General features: G+C 68.1%; 17 protein-coding genes. 3 read left to right on the forward strand and 14 right to left on the reverse strand.

The genetic code is table 11. The features are described from left to right. From I71_RS22360 to I71_RS41090, 7 genes are all read right to left on the reverse strand, one after another. Window positions 1-3,036 (reverse strand): molybdopterin dinucleotide binding domain-containing protein (locus I71_RS22360; protein ID WP_042698450.1); only part of this gene is annotated, 3,036 nt, incomplete at its 3' end. Window positions 3,037-3,081: 45 nt separating this feature from the next. Further along, entirely contained in the window at window positions 3,082-4,194 is a 1,113-nt protein-coding gene (gene nrfD, locus I71_RS22365) for an NrfD/PsrC family molybdoenzyme membrane anchor subunit (RefSeq protein ID WP_199902234.1), read from the reverse strand. Continuing rightward, a complete protein-coding gene (gene dsrO / locus I71_RS22370; RefSeq protein ID WP_042698456.1) occupies window positions 4,191-4,943 on the reverse strand; it encodes a sulfate reduction electron transfer complex DsrMKJOP subunit DsrO in 753 nt (250 codons plus the stop codon). The genes nrfD and dsrO overlap by 4 nt, the downstream gene beginning before the upstream one ends. 171 nt (window positions 4,944-5,114) lie before the next feature. Continuing rightward, entirely contained in the window at window positions 5,115-5,741 is a 627-nt protein-coding gene (locus I71_RS22375) for a response regulator transcription factor (RefSeq protein WP_042698459.1), read from the reverse strand. Next, window positions 5,731-7,821 (reverse strand): PhnD/SsuA/transferrin family substrate-binding protein, encoded by a 2,091-nt coding sequence (locus I71_RS22380; protein WP_244433991.1) that lies wholly within the window; start codon window positions 7,819-7,821, stop codon window positions 5,731-5,733. The genes I71_RS22375 and I71_RS22380 overlap by 11 nt, the downstream gene beginning before the upstream one ends. Window positions 7,822-8,559: 738 nt before the next feature. After that, entirely contained in the window at window positions 8,560-9,819 is a 1,260-nt protein-coding gene (locus tag I71_RS22385) for a site-specific integrase (protein WP_049976257.1), read from the reverse strand. 84 nt (window positions 9,820-9,903) lie between these two features. Continuing rightward, window positions 9,904-10,203: a DUF6538 domain-containing protein gene (locus I71_RS41090; RefSeq protein WP_375731215.1), complete on the reverse strand. Its 300-nt coding sequence runs from the start codon at window positions 10,201-10,203 to the stop codon at window positions 9,904-9,906. Window positions 10,204-10,480: 277 nt separating this feature from the next. On the opposite strand from I71_RS41090, the gene I71_RS35140 reads away from it, so the two are divergent. Continuing rightward, window positions 10,481-11,155: a hypothetical protein gene (locus I71_RS35140; RefSeq protein WP_148294324.1), complete on the forward strand. Its 675-nt coding sequence runs from the start codon at window positions 10,481-10,483 to the stop codon at window positions 11,153-11,155. A gap of 51 nt (window positions 11,156-11,206) precedes the next feature. Here I71_RS35140 and I71_RS22400 read toward each other — a convergent pair whose 3' ends face one another. The 4 genes from I71_RS22400 to I71_RS22420 all read right to left on the reverse strand — a co-directional run bounded on the left by I71_RS22400 (window position 11,207) and on the right by I71_RS22420 (window position 14,500). Beyond that, the gene (locus I71_RS22400) at window positions 11,207-11,671 is read right to left on the reverse strand and encodes a hypothetical protein (protein WP_042698468.1); all 465 of its coding nucleotides are present in this window, start codon (window positions 11,669-11,671) and stop codon (window positions 11,207-11,209) included. A gap of 45 nt (window positions 11,672-11,716) precedes the next feature. Continuing rightward, window positions 11,717-11,953, reverse strand: a complete 237-nt coding sequence (locus tag I71_RS22405; RefSeq protein ID WP_042698471.1) for a hypothetical protein — start codon at window positions 11,951-11,953, stop codon at window positions 11,717-11,719. Window positions 11,954-12,215: 262 nt separating this feature from the next. Then, window positions 12,216-14,147: a relaxase/mobilization nuclease domain-containing protein gene (locus I71_RS37650; protein WP_148294325.1), complete on the reverse strand. Its 1,932-nt coding sequence runs from the start codon at window positions 14,145-14,147 to the stop codon at window positions 12,216-12,218. Further along, complete coding sequence (locus tag I71_RS22420) at window positions 14,144-14,500, reverse strand: hypothetical protein (RefSeq protein WP_148294326.1); 357 nt, start codon at window positions 14,498-14,500, stop codon at window positions 14,144-14,146. Before I71_RS22420 ends, I71_RS37650 begins: the two co-directional genes overlap by 4 nt. 584 nt (window positions 14,501-15,084) lie before the next feature. Here I71_RS22420 and I71_RS22430 point away from each other — a divergent pair. Next, window positions 15,085-15,273, forward strand: a complete 189-nt coding sequence (locus I71_RS22430; RefSeq protein WP_148294327.1) for a hypothetical protein — start codon at window positions 15,085-15,087, stop codon at window positions 15,271-15,273. A gap of 284 nt (window positions 15,274-15,557) precedes the next feature. Here the strand turns inward: I71_RS22430 and I71_RS22435 are convergent, their stop codons facing one another. Both I71_RS22435 and I71_RS22445 read right to left on the reverse strand, forming a co-directional pair. Then, on the reverse strand, window positions 15,558-16,133 hold the full coding sequence (locus tag I71_RS22435) for a recombinase family protein (RefSeq protein ID WP_159107421.1): 576 nt from the start codon (window positions 16,131-16,133) through the stop codon (window positions 15,558-15,560). A 639-nt stretch (window positions 16,134-16,772) separates the two neighbouring features. Beyond that, a complete protein-coding gene (locus tag I71_RS22445; RefSeq protein ID WP_148294328.1) occupies window positions 16,773-17,087 on the reverse strand; it encodes a hypothetical protein in 315 nt (104 codons plus the stop codon). 122 nt (window positions 17,088-17,209) lie between these two features. Here I71_RS22445 and I71_RS22450 point away from each other — a divergent pair, with 122 nt between their 5' ends. Next, window positions 17,210-17,578, forward strand: coding sequence for a helix-turn-helix transcriptional regulator (locus I71_RS22450; RefSeq protein ID WP_042698499.1), 369 nt, complete (start codon window positions 17,210-17,212; stop codon window positions 17,576-17,578). Window positions 17,579-17,610: 32 nt separating this feature from the next. On the opposite strand, the gene I71_RS39205 is transcribed toward I71_RS22450, so the two are convergent. Then, a partial coding sequence (locus I71_RS39205; RefSeq protein WP_211098421.1) for a hypothetical protein occupies window positions 17,611-18,017 on the reverse strand: 407 nt, incomplete at its 5' end.

Below are 18,017 nucleotides of genomic sequence, written 5' to 3' on the forward strand. Positions count from 1 at the left end.
GACCATTACCGAAGCCCCCGACCGCGTCGGGTCCGCAAGACCGAGGTCGTTCAGGTTGACGCCCGCGGAGATCTCGGGCACGTCCGGCTGGCGGCGGTCGCCGATCACATGGGCGCGGGCACCGAATTCCTTGTGCCCGAAGCCATGCTCCACGGCGAGGACCCCCGGCATGACGCCGTGCCGGACGATGGCGGTCGCCGGTTCGCTCCCGCCCGGCGTGGCGATGCGGATGCGGTCGCCAGTCTCGATGCCCAGCCGCCGGGCGTCCTCGACATTCACGCCGACCGGGTTCTCCGGGTGCAGGTGGCGCAGCCGCGTCGCCCCGATCGTATAGGCGCTGACCAGCACCGACTTCGAACTGACCAGCTGGAACGGCCAGTCCTCCGGTCTGTGGACATGGCTCACCGGCGTGCCGTCGGCGAAGACCGGCGGCATCCAGGCGGCCGTTCCCGGCCAGCGCCTGCCCGTGATGCTGCTCTTCGACGTACCGACCGCCTCGTTGTAGACCTGAAGCGGCTTGACGAAGCGGTGGGTGGCCTTCTCCCCCTCGAATCCCTCGGTCTGGTTCTGGTAACGGCCGCCGCGGGCCAGGACGAAGGCCACCTTGCGCCACTCTTCCTCCTTGAGCGTCGCCTTCAGCGCTGGCAGCACCCGCCCGACGCCGGAAAAGGCGATGTCCTCGTCGCTGGCGTCCGGCACCGGCTGCTTGCCGAGCCACGCGACGTTGGCGCCCGCGCGCAGGTGCCAGTCCTCCGCCGTCTCCAGCGGGTGCCGGTTGCCCTCCATGTCCTCGATGGCGCCTGGGCCGAAGCCCGGCAGATCAAGACGCTTGGCGAGAGCGATCAGGAACGGCTCAAGCTGGATCGGCTGACCGTCCGGCAGCTTGTCGGTGCGCGGCACCAGCACCGGCCAGCGCGCCGTGGTCATCTTGGTCGGCACCCCGCCCCAGGCCGAGGTCCAGCCCCAGGTCTCGTAGAGCACGGTGTCGGGTACGATGTAGTCGGCGAGCGCCGAGGTCTCGTTGATGAAAGGGTCGATGGCGACGACCAGTGGCACCGTCTTCGGATCGGCCAGCTTCTGCGCAAAGCGGTGCGCGCCGGGAATCCCGTAAACCGGGTTCGCGTTCCACAGCAGCAGGGCCTTCACCGGGTACGGGTAGCCGTCCACGATGCCGCTGGACATCCACTCGGTCGTCAGGCCGGGAGCGGTCGGATACCAAGGCGCCTTCGCTGGATAGGGCTTGCCCGCCCCCTTCTTCGCCTGGAACTCCGACGTCTTTTCGTACGGCACGTTGCGGCCGAGCGGGATGCCGTACGGCTTCACCCCGCCGGGGAAGCTGGCGAGCCTATAGCGCGGCCCGTCCCCGCCCTCCGGGAAGCGTCCTCCGCCGACGATGGTGCCGCCCTTCCAGTTCAGGTTGCCGAGCAGCGTGTTGACAGTGACGACGGCGAAGGCGTTGTAGAAGCCGCTGCCCGACATCATACCGCCATGGGAATTGACGGCCGCCTTCTTGCCGTGGCTGGTCAACTCGCGCGCCAGACCGGCGATCACATCGGCAGGCACGCCGCAGGCATCGCTGTAGGCCCGCAGGTCGAGCCGCATGGCCTCCTCGCGCAGCAACGTGAGGCCGGTCTTCACGGCGATGCCTTCGGTCCCGGCCGTCACCGTCCCATCATGGAACAGCGTGGCCGCCACCATCGGAATGTCGTGGGCGACCGGGGCGGCGGTGGCGGGATCGAGGACGACGAAGGAGTCCTTGTCGCCATACCGGTCCTTTCCGTCCAGCATCACCCAGCCCATGTCGGAGGCCCGCAGCAGGCGCCCCTCGCGCGGATGGCCTTTCTGCACGACGACAAGGTGGGTGGCGTTGCACCAGCCAGCCTCGCCCGCCGCCTCCGCCGCCTTGCCATTGGGCTGGGACAGGTATCTTTCATCGATGCGGCCGTTCTCGAACATCCAGCGGACGATGCCCATGGCGAAGGCGCCGTCGGTGCCCGGCCGGATCGGGATCCAGTCGGCGCGCTCTCCCGCCGCGGCGGCACGGGCGTTGGTCAGCACCGGGTCGACGACGACGTAGCGCAGGGCGCCGTCGGTGCGCGCCTTGGAAATCAGCGTCGCCTGCCGCTTGAACGGATTGCCTGCATTCGACGGCGCCGTGCCGATGAAGACCACGAACTCGGCATTGGCGATGTCCGGCTTGGCGTGCGGCTGCTGCTTGGTGTCGCCGAACACCGCGCCCGATCCGGCCCGGTAGGCGCCGCCGCAGTAGGAGCCGTGCCCGACATAGTTGATGCTGCCGTAAGCCTGCTGGAGGAAACGCTGCACCAGGGATTCCCGGCCGTCCGGCACACCGGTGATCATGGCCACCTGATTGACTTTGGGACCCAACTCCGGCGCTGCCGGGTCGATTGGCGTCTTGAGGTCGCGCAGGGCTGCGAGGCCGTCGACCGGTCCCTCGCCGAACAGATCACCGCCGCCGCAAACCTCGCTGACCAGTTGGTCGAATGCGATCGGCTCCCACCGACCGGAGCCGCGCGGGCCGACGCGCTTCAAGGGTGTGGTGACGCGGAAGGGCGAGGTGACGTTTTCCAGCACCGCGTTGCCTCGTCCGCAGGCGGTCGAACGGCCGCTCAATCCCTTTTCCTGGAACCGAGACAACGCCTTGAAGCTCTCCCTGACCGGGGTGCCGTAGGGCAGGAAAGGGTCGGTCGACATCGGCGTGTAGGGGTTTCCCGCCACCCGCAGCACCTTGTTCTTCTCGGTGTCCACCCGCACCCGCACACCGCACAAGGTCGTGCAGCCGATGCAGCCGGTGTAGGCGACGATCTGACCGGGGGTCAGCACGATGTCGCCGTTGGCAGGGTCGATGCGGAACTCGGGCTTGGGCGCGTTGCCGGAGACGGCGTTCTCCGGCTTCTCCCCGGCCCAGGCGCCTTTCACGAGCTTGCGGCCGGTTTCGGAGAAGCCTGCGGCGAAGGCGGCGAGCGCGCCGCCCGCGGCGGTGGTCTTCAGGAGAAGGCGGCGGTGGATGGACATGGCGATGTCTCCGGTAATCCGGCAGGCTGCTTGTTCGGCAGCGAGTTATTCTGCGGCAATGGGATGGAAGGGGCCGGGCTCGGCACGGCGCGGAGTCGGCAGGAATGCGGTGATGGCGAGCAGCAGGAACAGCCACAGCCCGGCGGTGCCGACGATACCGAGGAGCCCGTCCGGACCGGCCGGAAGCGCATATTCGTAGAACCCGGCGCCGGTCTTCGGCACGGTCTGGCCGCCGATGAAGACGGTCCAGCGGAACATCCATGCTCCATGCACGGCAATCAGGCCGGTCAGCAGGCCGGTGCCCACAGGCTTGGCGACGGCGATGACGAAGGGCACCGCGGTGGCCGCAACCGCCCAGACGGCGGTGACCCGCCACGCCTCGGAACCAGCCACGCTCGCCAGCGCGTCGGCATGCGTCCGCTCCAGAGCGAACAGGCCGAGCGCCAGCCATAGAGTGCCGAACAGCATCACCGCACCCAAGGCTCCGGCCAGCAGCCGGTTCGCCACTCTCTCGACATCGCGGTCGCCATCTGCCGCAAGGCGGTTCAGCAGCAGCACCAGGCCTGTGGCCCCGGCGAGCGCGGTGGCGAGAAACTGGAGCGGCAGGAACGGCGTGTGCCACAGCGGGCGCGCCCGGACGACGGCAACCTCGGTGCCGGTGTAGAGCGCGACCAGCGCGGCTCCGGTGAGGACGACGAGTCCCGCATACCGAATCAGCCGATCATCGCGGCCCCCGCCTAGGGCGGCGAGTCGATAGAGCGCAGCGAGGCGGCTGTCGACCCTGCCCTGTTCCTGCAACTCCTCGCGGAAGCAGGTCCAGCCGTAGACCAGCAAGCCGGTGACGTAGAACGGGATGATGATGGATCCCCACCACATCCAGGAGGTCGGGCGGAGCACGACGTAGAAGTGCCAGAAGCGGCCCGGCTGGTGCAGGTCGGACAGCAGCGCCACCGGTGCCGCCAGCCCGCAGGTCAGCGCCACCAGCAGGGCGACGCGGCCGAGCTTGCGCCAGTCCTCGCGGGCAAAGGCGTAGCCTGGCAGACTCAGCAGCACGCCGCCGACCGACAGGCCGATCAGGAAGAAATACTGCACGGCCCAGGGGAGCCACGCGACCTCGCGGGTCACGTTGATGACTTCGACGATGCTGGTGTCCATCATGCGTGCTCCTTTCCCGCGTGGACGTCGGCATGCGGCTGGGCGCTTGGGCGCCACAGAGTCGGCGTGCCGTCGACCTTGCCCTGGAATTTCGGATCGAGGCCGATGTAGAAGACGCGCGGCTGGGTGCCCTGCTCGGGCTTCAGTACTCTGGGGTCTCGCTCGCGGACCAGCTTCGACACGGTGCTGTCCGGGTCCTTCAGGTCACCGAAGATGCGAGCACCGCCGACGCAGGTCTCGACGCAGGCGGGCAGCAGCCCGGCCTCGACCCGGTGGACGCAGAAGGTGCATTTGTCCGCGGTCTGGGTTTCATGGTTGATGAAGCGCGCGTCATAGGGGCAGGCTTGGACGCAGTAGGCGCAGCCGACGCAGACCGTGTTGTCGACCACGACGATGCCGTCTTCGCGTTGGAAGGTGGCGCCGGTCGGGCAGACGGGAATGCAGGGCGGGTCCTCGCAGTGGTTACAAAGGCGGGGCAGCATGTAGGTGCCGCTCCTGCCCTGCTCCGTCACCTCGTAGGTTGACACGATGGTGCGGAAGCTGTTCTCCGGGACGTCGTTTTCCATGATGCAGGCCACCGTGCAGGCTTGGCAGCCGACGCATTTGCGCACATCGACCACCATGCCCCAGCGGTGAGCCGGATCGCCGCCCTCGCGTGCGGCGATCGCCTCCGCCGGAGCGGGCGACAGCGTGGCCGCCCCCACCGTGGCGGCGCCGAAGCCAAGGCAGAAGTTGCGCCGTGACTGATCCATGACTGGCCCCTTCACACCTGATCCCTGGCGCCCGCGGATTGGCGGATGCCATGGCATGAAGGTACCCGGCGGGCTCCTGCCCCACCCACTGGGAGGTTTCCTAGACTTTCTAGGATCTTCCCCAGTGACGACGTGTCGCGGCCGCAGGGGTTCGCCCTGAAGGACGAGGCGTCACTCCGCTTCGATGAGCAGCCGCGTGAGGTCGGCGACGGAGCCGACCTCCAGTTTTTCCATGACGTTGTGACGGTGGAGTTCGACCGTCTTGGTACTGAGGTTGATCTCGGCGGCGATCACCTTGTTGAGCTTGCCCGCCACCACGAGGTCGGCAACCTGCCGCTCCCGTGGCGTCAAGCGCGCCAGAAGCGACCGGACCTCGGCTTTGCGAGCGTGCACCGCCCAAGCCCGCATCGACGTCTCCAGCGCCTCGTGAACGCGGTCGAGCAGCAGCTGATCGTTGAAAGGCTTCTCGATGAAGTCGACGGCGCCGCCACGGAACGCGCGGGCGGCCATCGGCACGTCGCCGTGACCGGTGATGACCACGACAGCCAGCAGCGATCCGGCCCGCGCGAGCATGTCCTGCAACTCCAGGCCACTCATCCCCGGCATGCGCACGTCGGTGACGAGACAGCCGGGCCGGTCGGGGCGGACCGCGCGCAGGAACTCTTCGCCAGACCCGAAGGATTCGACGGACACCCCGAGTGCGCCGATCAGCCACGCCAGCGAGTGCCGCATCGCAGGATCGTCATCGACGACGTAAACGGTCCGGGATGCGTCCGCGGACCTCAGATCAGCGGTCATGGTTTCGCTCCTCTGTCACGACCGGCAGCTCATCGGCCGCCGAAGGGCTTGCCGTAGGACACATCGGACTCGTTGCCGGACCTGCGGCGGGCAGCACAAACCGCATCACGGTGCCGCCGCCCGGATTGTCGGTCGCCCACAGATGACCACCATGTGCCTCCACGATGGTCCGGCAGATCGACAGCCCCAATCCCATGCCGCCGGACTTGGTGGTGAAGAAGGGCTCGAACAGGCGTACCTTCGCTTCAGCCGTCAGCCCGTGGCCGCGGTCAGCCACCCCGACCTCGACCCGGCCTTCCCGGTCCCGGGCTGTGCGGATGCTCACGACGCGCACGGCCTCACCGGCGCCGCCGGGTTGGGTTTCCGCCATAGCGTCCAGGGCGTTCTTGACCAAGTTCAGGATGACCTGCTCGATCTGGATGCGGTCGACCAGCACCGGCGGCAGATCGTCGGCAAGGCTCAGAGAGATGGCGGCATTGCCATTGCTTGCCTGCCCCTGGCACAAGGCGACGGCGGCATGGACACCGTCGTTGACATCCATCGGCTCCAGCTGGGGCGCGCGCTTCCGTACGAAGTCCCGGATGCGCGCGATGATCCGCCCGGCCCGGTCCGCCTGGTCCGCGATGGCCCGCGTGACCTCCGCCAGTTGCATCGGATCGCCGGTCCCCGCCTCCAGGCGCCGGGTACAGCCGCGAGCGTAGTTGGCGATGGCCCCAAGCGGCTGGTTGAGCTCATGTGCAAGGTTGCTGGCCATCTCGCCCAGGATGGACAGACGGGCGACGTGGTCCATGTCCTTCTGCCGGTCACGGGCGGTCTGCTCCGCCCTGCGACGCTCCGCCATCTCATGCAGCAGACTGCGGTTGGCGGCATGCAGTTCCGCCGTACGCACCTTAATCAGGTGCTCCACACGAAGCGAGTGGATCGCCCACCACAGCAGCGCCAGGGCGCCGAGGGCGAGCCACTCCCAGTGCTCGCGGGCGATATCGAGCAGGGAAATCTCGCGTAGGTACCGGTACGGTCCGATGCGTAGCGCGCGAAACAGAATGTGGACGGGCTGGTAATCGAGCGGCACCGTCCAGCCGACATACCCCCCAGCTTCCGCCGCCGGGTCGTTCTCGGACATCTGGAACAGGGCGACGACCACCGCCTTCGCCAGCGCCTCCGGCGTCGAGGCCAGCCGGGCCAGGGGCCAGTCTGGATAGAGGTCCGTGGACACGGCGCAGTCAAAGCCGGGGGGAGTCCTGGGCGCCAAAACCCTGAATTGCCCGGGATCGATCCGCCCCTCGGCCGCCAGTTCCTCCAACAGGCAGGCCCGCAGCACGCCGACATCGCTTTCACCATCGCGCACCGCGAACGCGATGCGGTCCAGGGGGAAACCGGAGAAGCGGAGATCCTTCAGGTCGCGGTAGGGATCTATCCCGGCCTTGATCATCTCCCCCCAGGCGACCTGGAAGCCGCCGAAGGCGTCGGGATCGCTGGCCAGGACCGTCCGCCCCTTGAGATCGCCGAGGTCCCGGATGTCGGTTCGGTCGGAGCGGACAATCAGCGTCGAGCCGACCGACGCGCCCGACGCCCCGGCACGGGAGGAATGCAGGGTGGCGACGCGGGTGATGCCGTAGCGCGCCTCGAGCTCAACATAGTTGCCGGTGTTGGTCAGGACGAAATCGACGGTGCGGTTCTGCACGGCGGCATCCATTCCGGGCAGATCCAGCGGCACCATCTCTGCGCCGCGACCGGGAAACCGCCCGGCCAGAAAGCGGATGGTAGGCTCCCAGACGGCGTTGGCGTGGTCGCCGCCACGATAGGCCAACACGCCGACCCGGATCGGCGCTTCGGGCGCAGGTGTCGCTCCCGCAGCTAGAGAAGCAGTCAGACAGACTGCGGCCATGAGTGAACCGACAACGGGGCGGAGGAACATGAAGAGCGGAGAACCCTTCCGGCTGCCGAGCCTGTCACCCACCTTAGCCATCAACGAACCCAACCCCAAATCACTGTTCGGCAGCTTACCGGCGCTCCTGGGAGCGCAACGGTCGCCGGATAGATAGCGCAGGTCGGCGACGGCAACGCTGACGCAGGTCAAGAAGCCGCTACGCCACCCGATTTCCCAGAATCCATGGCGCGAGGGCCGTCGGCGCGGCCGCTTCAGGACGTCATGAACTCACCGATGACCCGGCCGGGGTAACGTCGTCCCCCTGTTACTCCTAGATCCAGAATCACGCTACACCCGTCCATGAATCACTTTTTCCGAGTTTCCGGATCGGCACCCGGCGTCCAGGAAATCGGCTACAGCGGCCGGGAAAAGTGATTCACTGGGCCGGTTCCGGTGATCCTCGGGCGGAATCGCTGCGTTACGCTCGACCCTGGGGATCTCCGGAGTCGAAGTGAACCATGCCCTCGCCCAGGCAACCAACCGAGCCGGGGTGGCCGCGGCCACGCTGTCCACGAATTTCGCCATAGAATGTGGACGCCCAGGTCAACGGATTCAGCCGCTCAAAGAGCCCGGCAGGCACGTGCCCGAGATCGACCGTCCACGGAGCCGCCTGGGGAACTCCCCCGGGCCCTGGATAGCCGCTGTATGAGATCCTGATGCCAGAACAACGGGTTAACGGACGAGAGAAACAACTTTCCGGGGCCGTGCAACACTTTTCCGAAGCCGTGCAACAGGTTCTGCCTGCCGTGAAACAGATCATCCAGAAGCTCCTGCCGTCGCGGGAGCACAGTACGGTGCCGATAAAGGCCCGGCATCGTACGGTATTTTGCCGGTAATCCGCGGCACCGGTACGGTGCGGACATCGTTTCCCAGCCGTCGCCGCTCCGCTCATCTCGTCGATGGCAGCAGGTGCCCGAGGTCGACACCCAGCCTGAGCATGTTCATCGTCTCCAGCTTGTTCTTCAGCGTGACGTGCTTCAGGTACCGGCTGCCCTCGCCGAGGATCTCGGCCGTCCCGTGGCCCATCACGGCCTTTACGAAAACCGGACTGGCACCCGCGTTGAGCACCAGCGTCTCGAAGGTGCCGCGCAGGCTGTGAAAGTCGACGCCAGGCTTGTAGATCCCGATTTCGCGGCGGTATTCGGTGAAGCGCCGCGTGTAATAGGCGCCGAGCCGCTGGTCCGGCCCCTGCCCGTTCAGATCAGGCCAGAGTCGCTTGCTGTTTACCCTCCGCCGATGGGCGACGAGATCCATGAAGCCCAGGGCCACGAGCCCACCTGGGATCGGCACCTCGCGTACCGAATTGGTATTCTTGATCCGCCGTCCGTCCTCAACATGGACCAGGAAGGAGCCGATGCCGTCCCGCTGCCGGACGTCGGCGGTGTGTAGCTGCGCGATCTCCTCGAGCCGCATGCCGGTCAGCAGGCCGATCAATGGCAACCAGTAGGCGGCGCTCCGCCTGTCCACGTCCGGGCCGCCCCAGATCCTGGAGGTGAACAGCCGCTTCAGGTCGGCGTCCTCCCACATCGAGCGCTGCTCGGACGCGGGTTTGCTGCTGGGAGAATCGAAACCAGCGAAGGGATTGGAGGCGAACTCATGATGCCCGTGCTGCCGGAGCCAGTCCCAGTAGCCGCACAGCGCGCTCATGTGGCGCTTGATCGTCTTCATCGTCAGCAGGGGCTGTCCCTTGCCCTTCGCCGCCAGCCGCGCGGCCGTCTCGATGTTCTGGCGCATCGTGCCCTTGAACAGGGGCGACCGGCCGTGCATCCGGGGCAGCTTCCGAAGGGCATCCATGAAGGCCGAGGCATCGCGTCGGCTGTAGGCGTCAACCGGCCGATCATCGTGGAACTCGACCCACAGACGGAAGGTGGCGCGGGTTTGCCGCGCGGTCTGCTGGTCGCTCCAGGCACCGGTGTCCAGCATGTGCTCGACATGGGGCTCGGCCAGCGCGCCGAAGAGCGGAGCGGCCAAGGTGGCGCTCGAGGGCGGCTTTCCGTCGGCAGGCGGCGCAGCGGGCGACGCGGCCGGAGGAGGATTGGCGGGCGCCGACGGGTTCTCGACCGCGACGGCCACCGATTGCCGCGCGACCTCCGCCGATGGCTTGGAAGGATCGAGAACGCCGACACGGACGGCGGCGGCTACTTCCATCGCCGCCCTATCAGGCTCACACGGTACCGGAGAGATGCCCGGCGGCGGGGGCGGGTCCAACGACCGCCGGAGAATCGGGTTCATTTAAGCCCAGGCAGCGGGGCCGACCAAGTCCCGCATCAGCTGCTTGGCGGTATCGACCGGCAGTCCAGGCTCCCGGTCAAGGGCAGCGAAGAGGCGTTCGTTTTCAACGTAAAGTAGAATGGACCTGATCGCGGCATCGCGCGGGCTCGATGTTTCGAGCGACCTGTAAATCTCCGCCTTGCCGCCCAACACAGGCTGGTGGCGAAGAGGAATTCGGCAGCGAAAATGGTAAGTACCGGCCCGCCGACAAGCATACTGCATGACCGCTCCACTCGAAAGTGTGGCAGCGATTTGGGCCATGTTGCCCACATCGCCAGAGTCATCAGCAAATACTTGAGAAAATCCGGGGATGTGGTTGGGGGACTAGGATTCTAAAATCCGTTGACGGACCCCAGCAATCTCAGTGATTTGGCGCCGCGCTTCTGGCCCCTAATCCACCTTGTGGACTAGCCGTGTGGATCGGTCAAGTGTTGCCAACAATTGTTTCTGCCATCCCGCGCCGCACGGGAAGCTCGACGTCCTGTCGTGTCCCTTGCACAGCCGTCCCGCATCATGGTGTGGCCCGAGGGAGCTTGCCATGCCACCGCCGCCGCTTCACCACCGCCACCGTCCCCGCCCTCCATCGTGCTGGGAAATCGCCGTCCGCCGCGCTACGCAGGCTCGGGAGCGGCGCCGCCGCCGCCGCGGCCAGGGCGGCACGCTGACGCCGTTATCCGTGGTGCGGGACTTGCTGGCGAGTGCGGAGGGGATGGTCGCCATTGCGCTGATGGCGACGGTGATGACGGCGGCCATGGAGATGGTGGCGTCCCTGCTGTGCCGGCCGGCGCAGCGTCCGCCATCACCTCCACCGTCCCGCCGCCCGGCGCCCCCGCCTGCCTCGGTCCACGGGCACGCCGGGTTCGAGGACGCCCACCCTGGCGAGACGCTGGCTGCGTACCAAGCGCGCCACCGTCCGTTGGCGGCTGGCCGCTACCGGGCGTCGTCGCGGACGCAGGCGGTGTACCTGCACCGCCTGCTGGCCGGGCGGCCCCGGCCGTCTGATGATCTTGCCCCAGCCCTGCGCGAGGCGGTAGCCGGACTTGACCCGGCGGCGCGGCAGGATCTCGCGCTGGTGCCGCCGGAAAGGCTCGTTCAATTCCTTTCGGCCATCGCGGCCGGAGAATATGCGACGGCAGCAGTCGGGCCGCCGCCGGGCGAGCCGCCCGGCGGCGGTATGGATGACAATGGGCCGCAGCCTCCGCCGGCCCAATGATGCTGGCCTACCGTGTCCACCGTGGACGCGGGGGGCGACGGCCCCGGCGCCCTACTTGATCTCGGGGTATATCCAAGGCGCTGCCGGAGCGATCTCCCCCATCCGCCGCATATAGTCGTGCGCGGCTTCCGCGGCGGCAAAGCCGTCGGTCCCGTAGTGCCGTCGGGCAAGCCCCTCGGTGGGCGTGGGCAGGCGAGTGACCACCAGCCACGGCCACCCTTCGGCGGGCGGGTCGTAGAGTGCGGCCCACCCCTGGCCGCCCGTCCGCGCAGTTCCGAGGGGGCCGCGGAGATCCACCGACCGCCGCCCGTCGGGCAGCGTGATCGTGGGGGGCGTGGCACTGAGCCACGCCTCGACCGCGGCCATCTCGGCCGCGTCCTCCGCGATCCGGATATCGTACTGGCCCATGATCAAGCTAGCCGTCCGCCAGCCCGCCCGGCGCCGGATCAGGACGATATCGGCCAGCCCCGGCAGACAGGCGGGATAGATGGCGGTGGCCTCAACATACTGCTTCATTGAGCCTTTCCTCCCTCCCGACCGTAAGTGATGGTGACGGCGAGGTCACCGTCGCCGATGTCGACGTCCGTCGTCGATGTCCGCGCCGTCCAGGACGTCGCGGACGGCCTGCTGGACGACGTCCTCGATGTGGGTGCGGCTGTTGGGGTCCGCGAGCAGGTCCGCCAAATCCGCAATATTCATCCTCGCGACGATTTGCGCCGCGATGGCCCTTGCTGCGTCGGCGGGGAGCGGCGGCACGCCGCTGCTGTACACATCGACGCTGATGCTGACGCTGTTCATCTGTATTACCTCAATCGATAGTGAGTGCGCCGCCCATAGTCGGCACGCCACATCCGAGATGTCAAACAAAAACGTGGACGATCACAGAAAAAATCTAGCCTATTATTTTCATATTTTGGGATTTACCTTCCCGTACGGGACGAAAGAACGGGAGCGTTGCTTCCCGTTCCATACGGAATACATCATAATGTTGACAACATGCTTATTTGTCTTGCTCTCATGCGGTGAACGCCGCCCTGCTGGTTATGGCTGTGATGCTGTCCTATTTTGTCCACGGTGGACGCGGAGCCGGGACAGTAGCGGCCACCGTCGGCGCTGGCTCCCGTTCGTCCCGCCCCGGCCGGGACGGCGCAGGGCGCGGCGGCGGCCGGGAAAGGCGGATGGCGGTCTCAATGTCACCGCGTCTTGCGGCCTCCACCACATCGCGCCGGCCAGCACGGACGGCGGCTTCCGTGCGGCGGAGGACGTCCCGTCGCTCGGCGTCCCGCCGCCCGTCGCGGCCGACGGCGGCGACCGCCTGCCGGGAGACAGTAGTGTCCCGCTCCGCCGTCCGCTCCGCCCGGACGGCGGCGTCGAAGACGGCGTCCAGGTGGTCCCGCTCCTCGCGCCAGCGTCTTGAGCGTCCCGTGATCGCCGCCCAAAGGCCGCGGGGCCGCTGCGCGTCATGGGCATCGAGAGCCTGCGCGGCGCGGCGCCGGACGTCTTCGGCGTCGCGGAGGTGGGCCGTCGCCGCGGTCTCGGCGGCCAGCGCGGCGGCTCGCCGTCGGGCGCGGGCGTCGCCTTCGGCGACGGCGCGCCGGATCACCGCGAGCGCGGCTTCCCGCACCTCGGCGGCTGCCATGGCTGCAGCGAGTCCTGCGTCACCCGGCCGGGGCGGTCCCCCGGCCAGGGCAGCGGCCTCGGCGCGCCGCCGGCCCGCACGGGACGGCGGAGCGTCCCGTCGTCCGTCCCGTGGTGTCCCGTGAGTGGTGGCGGCCGTCAGGGCTGCGGCGAGCACGCTGTCCCCCGGCCGCGATGCCGCGGCGGTCAGCGCGGCGGCGTCGCCCTGGCGGCTGAAGCGAGGCGGGCGGTGTCGTCCCGGATCGCGGTCACGATCTGCAGGATCGCCGCGAGTGCCCGGAGGATCTGGTCGATCCGGTCCTCTCCCTCGGCGTCCCCGGCCTGAGTCAGCAGCCGGATGATCTCGGTCGTGTCGGTCTTGGTCTCCACGATTGTCTGCGCGATCGCGGCCGACGACGGCGGCCGGGGCGGTGATGTGGTCATGCGCGCTCTCCTGCTGTGGCGGTGGCGGTGGTGGCGGGACGATGTCAGGCGCCGCACCAGCGCGGTCCCGGATCGCCCGGCGGGCCTGCTCCAGGCGCGGCAGAGGCAGCGCGGCGACGGCGGACTTGGCTGCGCGGGCGCCCGGACCTTTGGTGCCTGCGGCTTTGGCTCCAGCGCCGACACACCGCGCCCATGAGTGGGCGGCGCCGGTGGCGTCCACGATCACCGCGCCCTCGTCCCCGGCAGCGAGCCGCAGGCCTTGGCAAGCGAGCGCAGCCTCGGGGTCTGCCGACTGGTACGCGGCCCACGCCGCGGCCCGGACGTCGGCGACTGGGACGGCGGTGCGGTCCTGCTGCGCCCGCTCCTGCGGTGTCGTCGGCGCGACGGGACGCGGGGCATTCAGCATCCCGGCGGCCCGCATCGCCTCGGCGACGTCGTGGCGCCCCTCGCGCTCCAGCGCTGTCGCGACAGCGCGGTTGTGCTTCCCGCCGACGAATGGCATTCCCTCATCGTGCTCGGTCACGCGATGGATTTTTTCGCGGCGGGCATGGTCGTGGTCCAAGCGGATGGCGGTGCCGTCGGCGCGGATTCGGCTGTAGACCCGGTGACGATGCTCCCGCCCGTTTTTTATGTGGATCGCCTCGGCAAACGGTTGATTGCCGAGCCCGAACTCACCCTCGAACCGCGTCCAGTACCGCGACCACTGCGCCTCGGTCCACGCAACGCCGGGCGGCGGGTCGGCATGGCAGTGGTAGAGTGGCTGCCGGGTGCGTGCGTGGGCCACGACGTCGCCCAACTCGGCAACCTGCTCGGCGATGCTGGCGGCCACCAGCCCACGGGACGCGCCGAGCCGCACCATTTGTTGACGGGAGTTGGCGAGGTGTCGCCCCAGCGCGCGGCCCCCGGCGCCGCGGGTGGCGCCGCCGATCACGGCGTGTCCCCGAGAATGGCGCGTTTGACTACATCCAGGTCGCGGACGGTTGCCCGGACTCCGGGTAGCGCGGCCTCGATCGCCGCATGATCGGCGTCCCGCCCGGCGGCACGGGATGCGATGGCAGCTTGGACCAGCGCGCCGGTCAACTCGGCGACCACCTCGCGGAGCCGGGCGACCTCGACCACCGCGGCCGGAGGCGGTGGTCGAGGGGGACGATAGGCACGCACCGGGGCGGCCTCGTCCGGCGCGGCCCCGACGGCGGCGGCCGCGATGCGCCGGAGCCAGGCGGCGGCGGTGACGCCGTCGGCCTCGGCCGCGGCGGAGACGCGCGCGGCCAGGGCGGCGGGCATACGCACGAGCACCTGTCCCGCCATAAGCCGCCGATCGGACCCGCGCCGTCCCGCCATGCACGCCTCCAGTGCTGGGCCGCGCCGCGCGCGGCCGGGGAGTTCAACGGAGGGGCTTGCCCCTCCTGGCCAGCTACCCGTATCCGAGCCCGACAGGGCGCGGATACGGGTATGGCTGGCTATCCGACTCTCCGGAAAAGCTGCAGCATCGGTATGCAAGGCACACGATCTTTACGGAGGTCGCGATGATGGTGAGGACGCTGGTTTGGGCCGTCGGCGGGGCGACGGTGGAAGTAACTTGGGAGACCCATTGGCGCTGCCGGGTGGAGGTGAGCGAAGGCGGCGTGCGGGATGTGTGGACCGTCGCTCGCGATGGCGGTGAGACGGTCTGGCGCTCGGAGGGCAGCCCGAACGGGGACCGCGCGGCAGACGGCGTTTATGAACTCCTCCCTTGGATCTGCTCTGAGTACGAGCCGCTGCGGGCGCCTTGACCGCGCCGCAACCAGCTCCGATGTTGCAGAAACCGGGTGCCAAAAGGTTGGAGTGGGATGAAGCAAGAGGAGAAGAACAGGCGGATTGCCGAAGGAATGAAGGCCGCGCGCGAAGCCGGTCGGCATGTCGGTCGCCCGCAATTGCTCGGCGAGTTCCTCGTCCAGATGGTCAAGGCCACCCACCACCCGCGGCGGATGCCGAAATGGAGGCTCGCCAAGGAATGGGGCGTATCGGAAAGGACCATCAGCCGCGCTCTCAGGATGGCGCGGGAAGGGTTTGGCTGAGAATCGTTCCGCGTTTGCTCACGGGGAACGGAACCTGCGCTACGGTTGAGGCCATCCCCGATGTCCACGGGTAAGGCCGCTTGCGGCCAGGCCCCACGGCGCGCCCCCGGCAGCGCTGGCCGTGGGGCCGTTTACCTGTGGACATGGGGGATGGCCGTCCGGCTGGCGGGGGCGCCCTGACTGCGGATTCCGCTTTCCAGGCGTCCCTCGGCGGAACCGGAGCCGACCTTTTGGCCTTTTCCGTGCGTCGGCCCCGCCCGGTGAGGGTGGGATACCTTCGGAAATCACACTGTCCTACGTCGATCCTGGCGTGTCCGGGCTGCGGCGACCGCGCGCCATACAGTCCGTTCGGACACGCGCCAGTCCCGGCCGACGGCCATGACGGATCGTCCACCCTCGATCGCGGCGAGGATCGCGTCCTCGGCTGAAGCGGTCAGCAGTCGCTTCCGGCCGAACTGGACGCCATCGGCCTTCGCACGTTTCCGGCCGGCGGCGGTCCTCTCCATGATGAGGCCGTGTTCGAAGTCGGCCACGCCTATGAGGACCGACAGCAACAACCGCCCCTCCTTCGTGGCGGTGCTGGCGCCGTCGGAAAGGCCGCGGATTCCGACGCCGCGCTCGATGATTGTGGCAATCACCTGCGACATCTCGACCACCGACCGCCCGAGACGGTCGAGCCGATAGACGGCGATCGTGTCGCCCCGGCGAATCTCGGCCAGCAGGGCGCGGAGGCCGGGACGATCGGCCCGCGTCCCGGTCATCACATCCTCGAAGATCGGCGTGGCCCCGGCAGCGCGCAGCGACTCGACCTGCGGTCGGAGATCCTGTGCGTCGGTCGAAACACGGGCGTAGCCCAGCACCCTTCCGGTCGTCTCCATCATCATCCTTGGCGCCACTGGGCAAGGACGTCCAAGCCGTCCGGGCCAATGACGCTGACGTGCTTCCCGGAAATCCGCTTCACGACAACTTTGCCGGACTTCGGCCGAGTCCACTCCATCGTGTCCGGCGCGGTGCGGCGGACTTCGACCGCCATCAAGACACGGGGCATCCCATTCGAGCCGCTGCGCGGAACGCCTTGCGTCGGGCCGTTGCCGCCCTCCCGCCATTCAACCCGACACCCTTGGACTATCTCAAGGACCGCCATCCCCGTCCTCCTCGTCCTCGTGGTCGCGGTGGTCATGGTACTCGTCTTGCCACTCGCAGACGCAACCGGGGTCGTCCACAGCCCAATACTCAACCAGGCGACCGCACCGGAGACAGAGAGAGTAGCCGTCTATTCCGCTTTCCTCCTGCCACTGTTTGCCCATCGCGCCCTCCCAATTCGGCACCGACTTTCGGCACGCTGAATCGGTTGGGATTCGACGTCAAGCGCCGGGTGCCGGAAGTTTCAACTTCCGGCACCCGCCCGAACTTCACATCATCCGTCTTCGTCCGGGCGTCCCCCGACAATCACTTCTGTATGGGGCCTGTCTGCTGGGATAGGGCTGCTCAGCAGGCTGTCAGCGAATCCACATTGGTGCGACCTTCCGCCAAGTTCGGAACAGCCACCACAGGGCGGCAAGCCCCGCGAGAACGGCAACGCCCGATCCGACCCGCTCCATGGCGCTATAGCGAGAATACGCAGCCCCTGCCGCGCCCCCGAAGACGAAGAACAGCGCGACGCCTGCCATGAAGAGGTGTTCCAGCCCCCAGTTCGTCCGCACAAGCGCCCGTCTCGCCCCGCAATGGTGACAGGCAATCGCCCCTTCGTTAACCGGGCTGCGGCAATGTCCGCAGATCTCGCCCTCGGCGGCCCCGTCGGTTGTCATCGTCATAATCCCGGCCTCCATAATGTAGACACGATTGCGCGTCCGCTCCTTCCCGTACACTAGATATCCTAGTTATAGGAAGGAGTTGTTCATGGACGCTGCGCGATGCCGCAGGCACACCCGCAGCTATGGACGGACTGGGGGATCGATTGCGAGCCCGCGCGATGGCGCTGGGCCTCAGTGACGCTGAGGTGGCGCGCCGAAGCGGCCTCGACGCGCGGCGGTATGGGCACTACGTGCGCGGCTTGCACGAGCCGGATTTGACGACTTTGGTGCGGATCGCCGGGGTTTTGGAAACGACACCCGATGGTTTGCTCATTTCCGATCCGCGGCCGATGTCCGGCGCATCAGCATCGTCGGTGCGTGCCGCAGCCATGACGCGCCTGATCGCAATGGCAGACGTCCTCGACGATGACGACCTCGCCCTTGCCACCGACCACGTCGAGGTGATCGTCCGACACCGTCAACGCGCAGCCCGAAAGCAAGAGCCGCAGTAGCGGAGACGGTGCGGGCCGCCGAAGAACTCACATCACCACGGCACGGCCGCTTCGGCCCACACATCCTCCGGCCCCGGCGGCCGAAGGGAGCGGAACCGCCGCAAGTGATCGTCGGCCCGAGCGTCGGTCTGGTCATTGAACTGCCGCCACCGGGCGGTGCGCGAGGGCGGATCGTCCCGCACGGGAAGGCCCCACGTCCCGCACGGCATCCGGTCATCATCCGCCATGGCATCCTCCGTGCCGGTGCACCCGCCCGCCGGATCAGCGTCGGACGCGGTGGGGATTTTTTGATCGGCCGTGGGGCTCCGGCCGCTGTCGCCCCGGCACAAGGCCGGGGCTGCGGCCTGCGCCACGCTCCCCACCCCAACCGTGGCTGGGACGGGCGCCAGGATGGCGTTGTCGCACTCCCCCACGCGCGCCTCCCTTTTTATCAATACAC

Source organism: Azospirillum sp. B506 (assembly GCF_000333595.1).
In the GTDB taxonomy this organism is placed as follows: domain Bacteria; phylum Pseudomonadota; class Alphaproteobacteria; order Azospirillales; family Azospirillaceae; genus Azospirillum.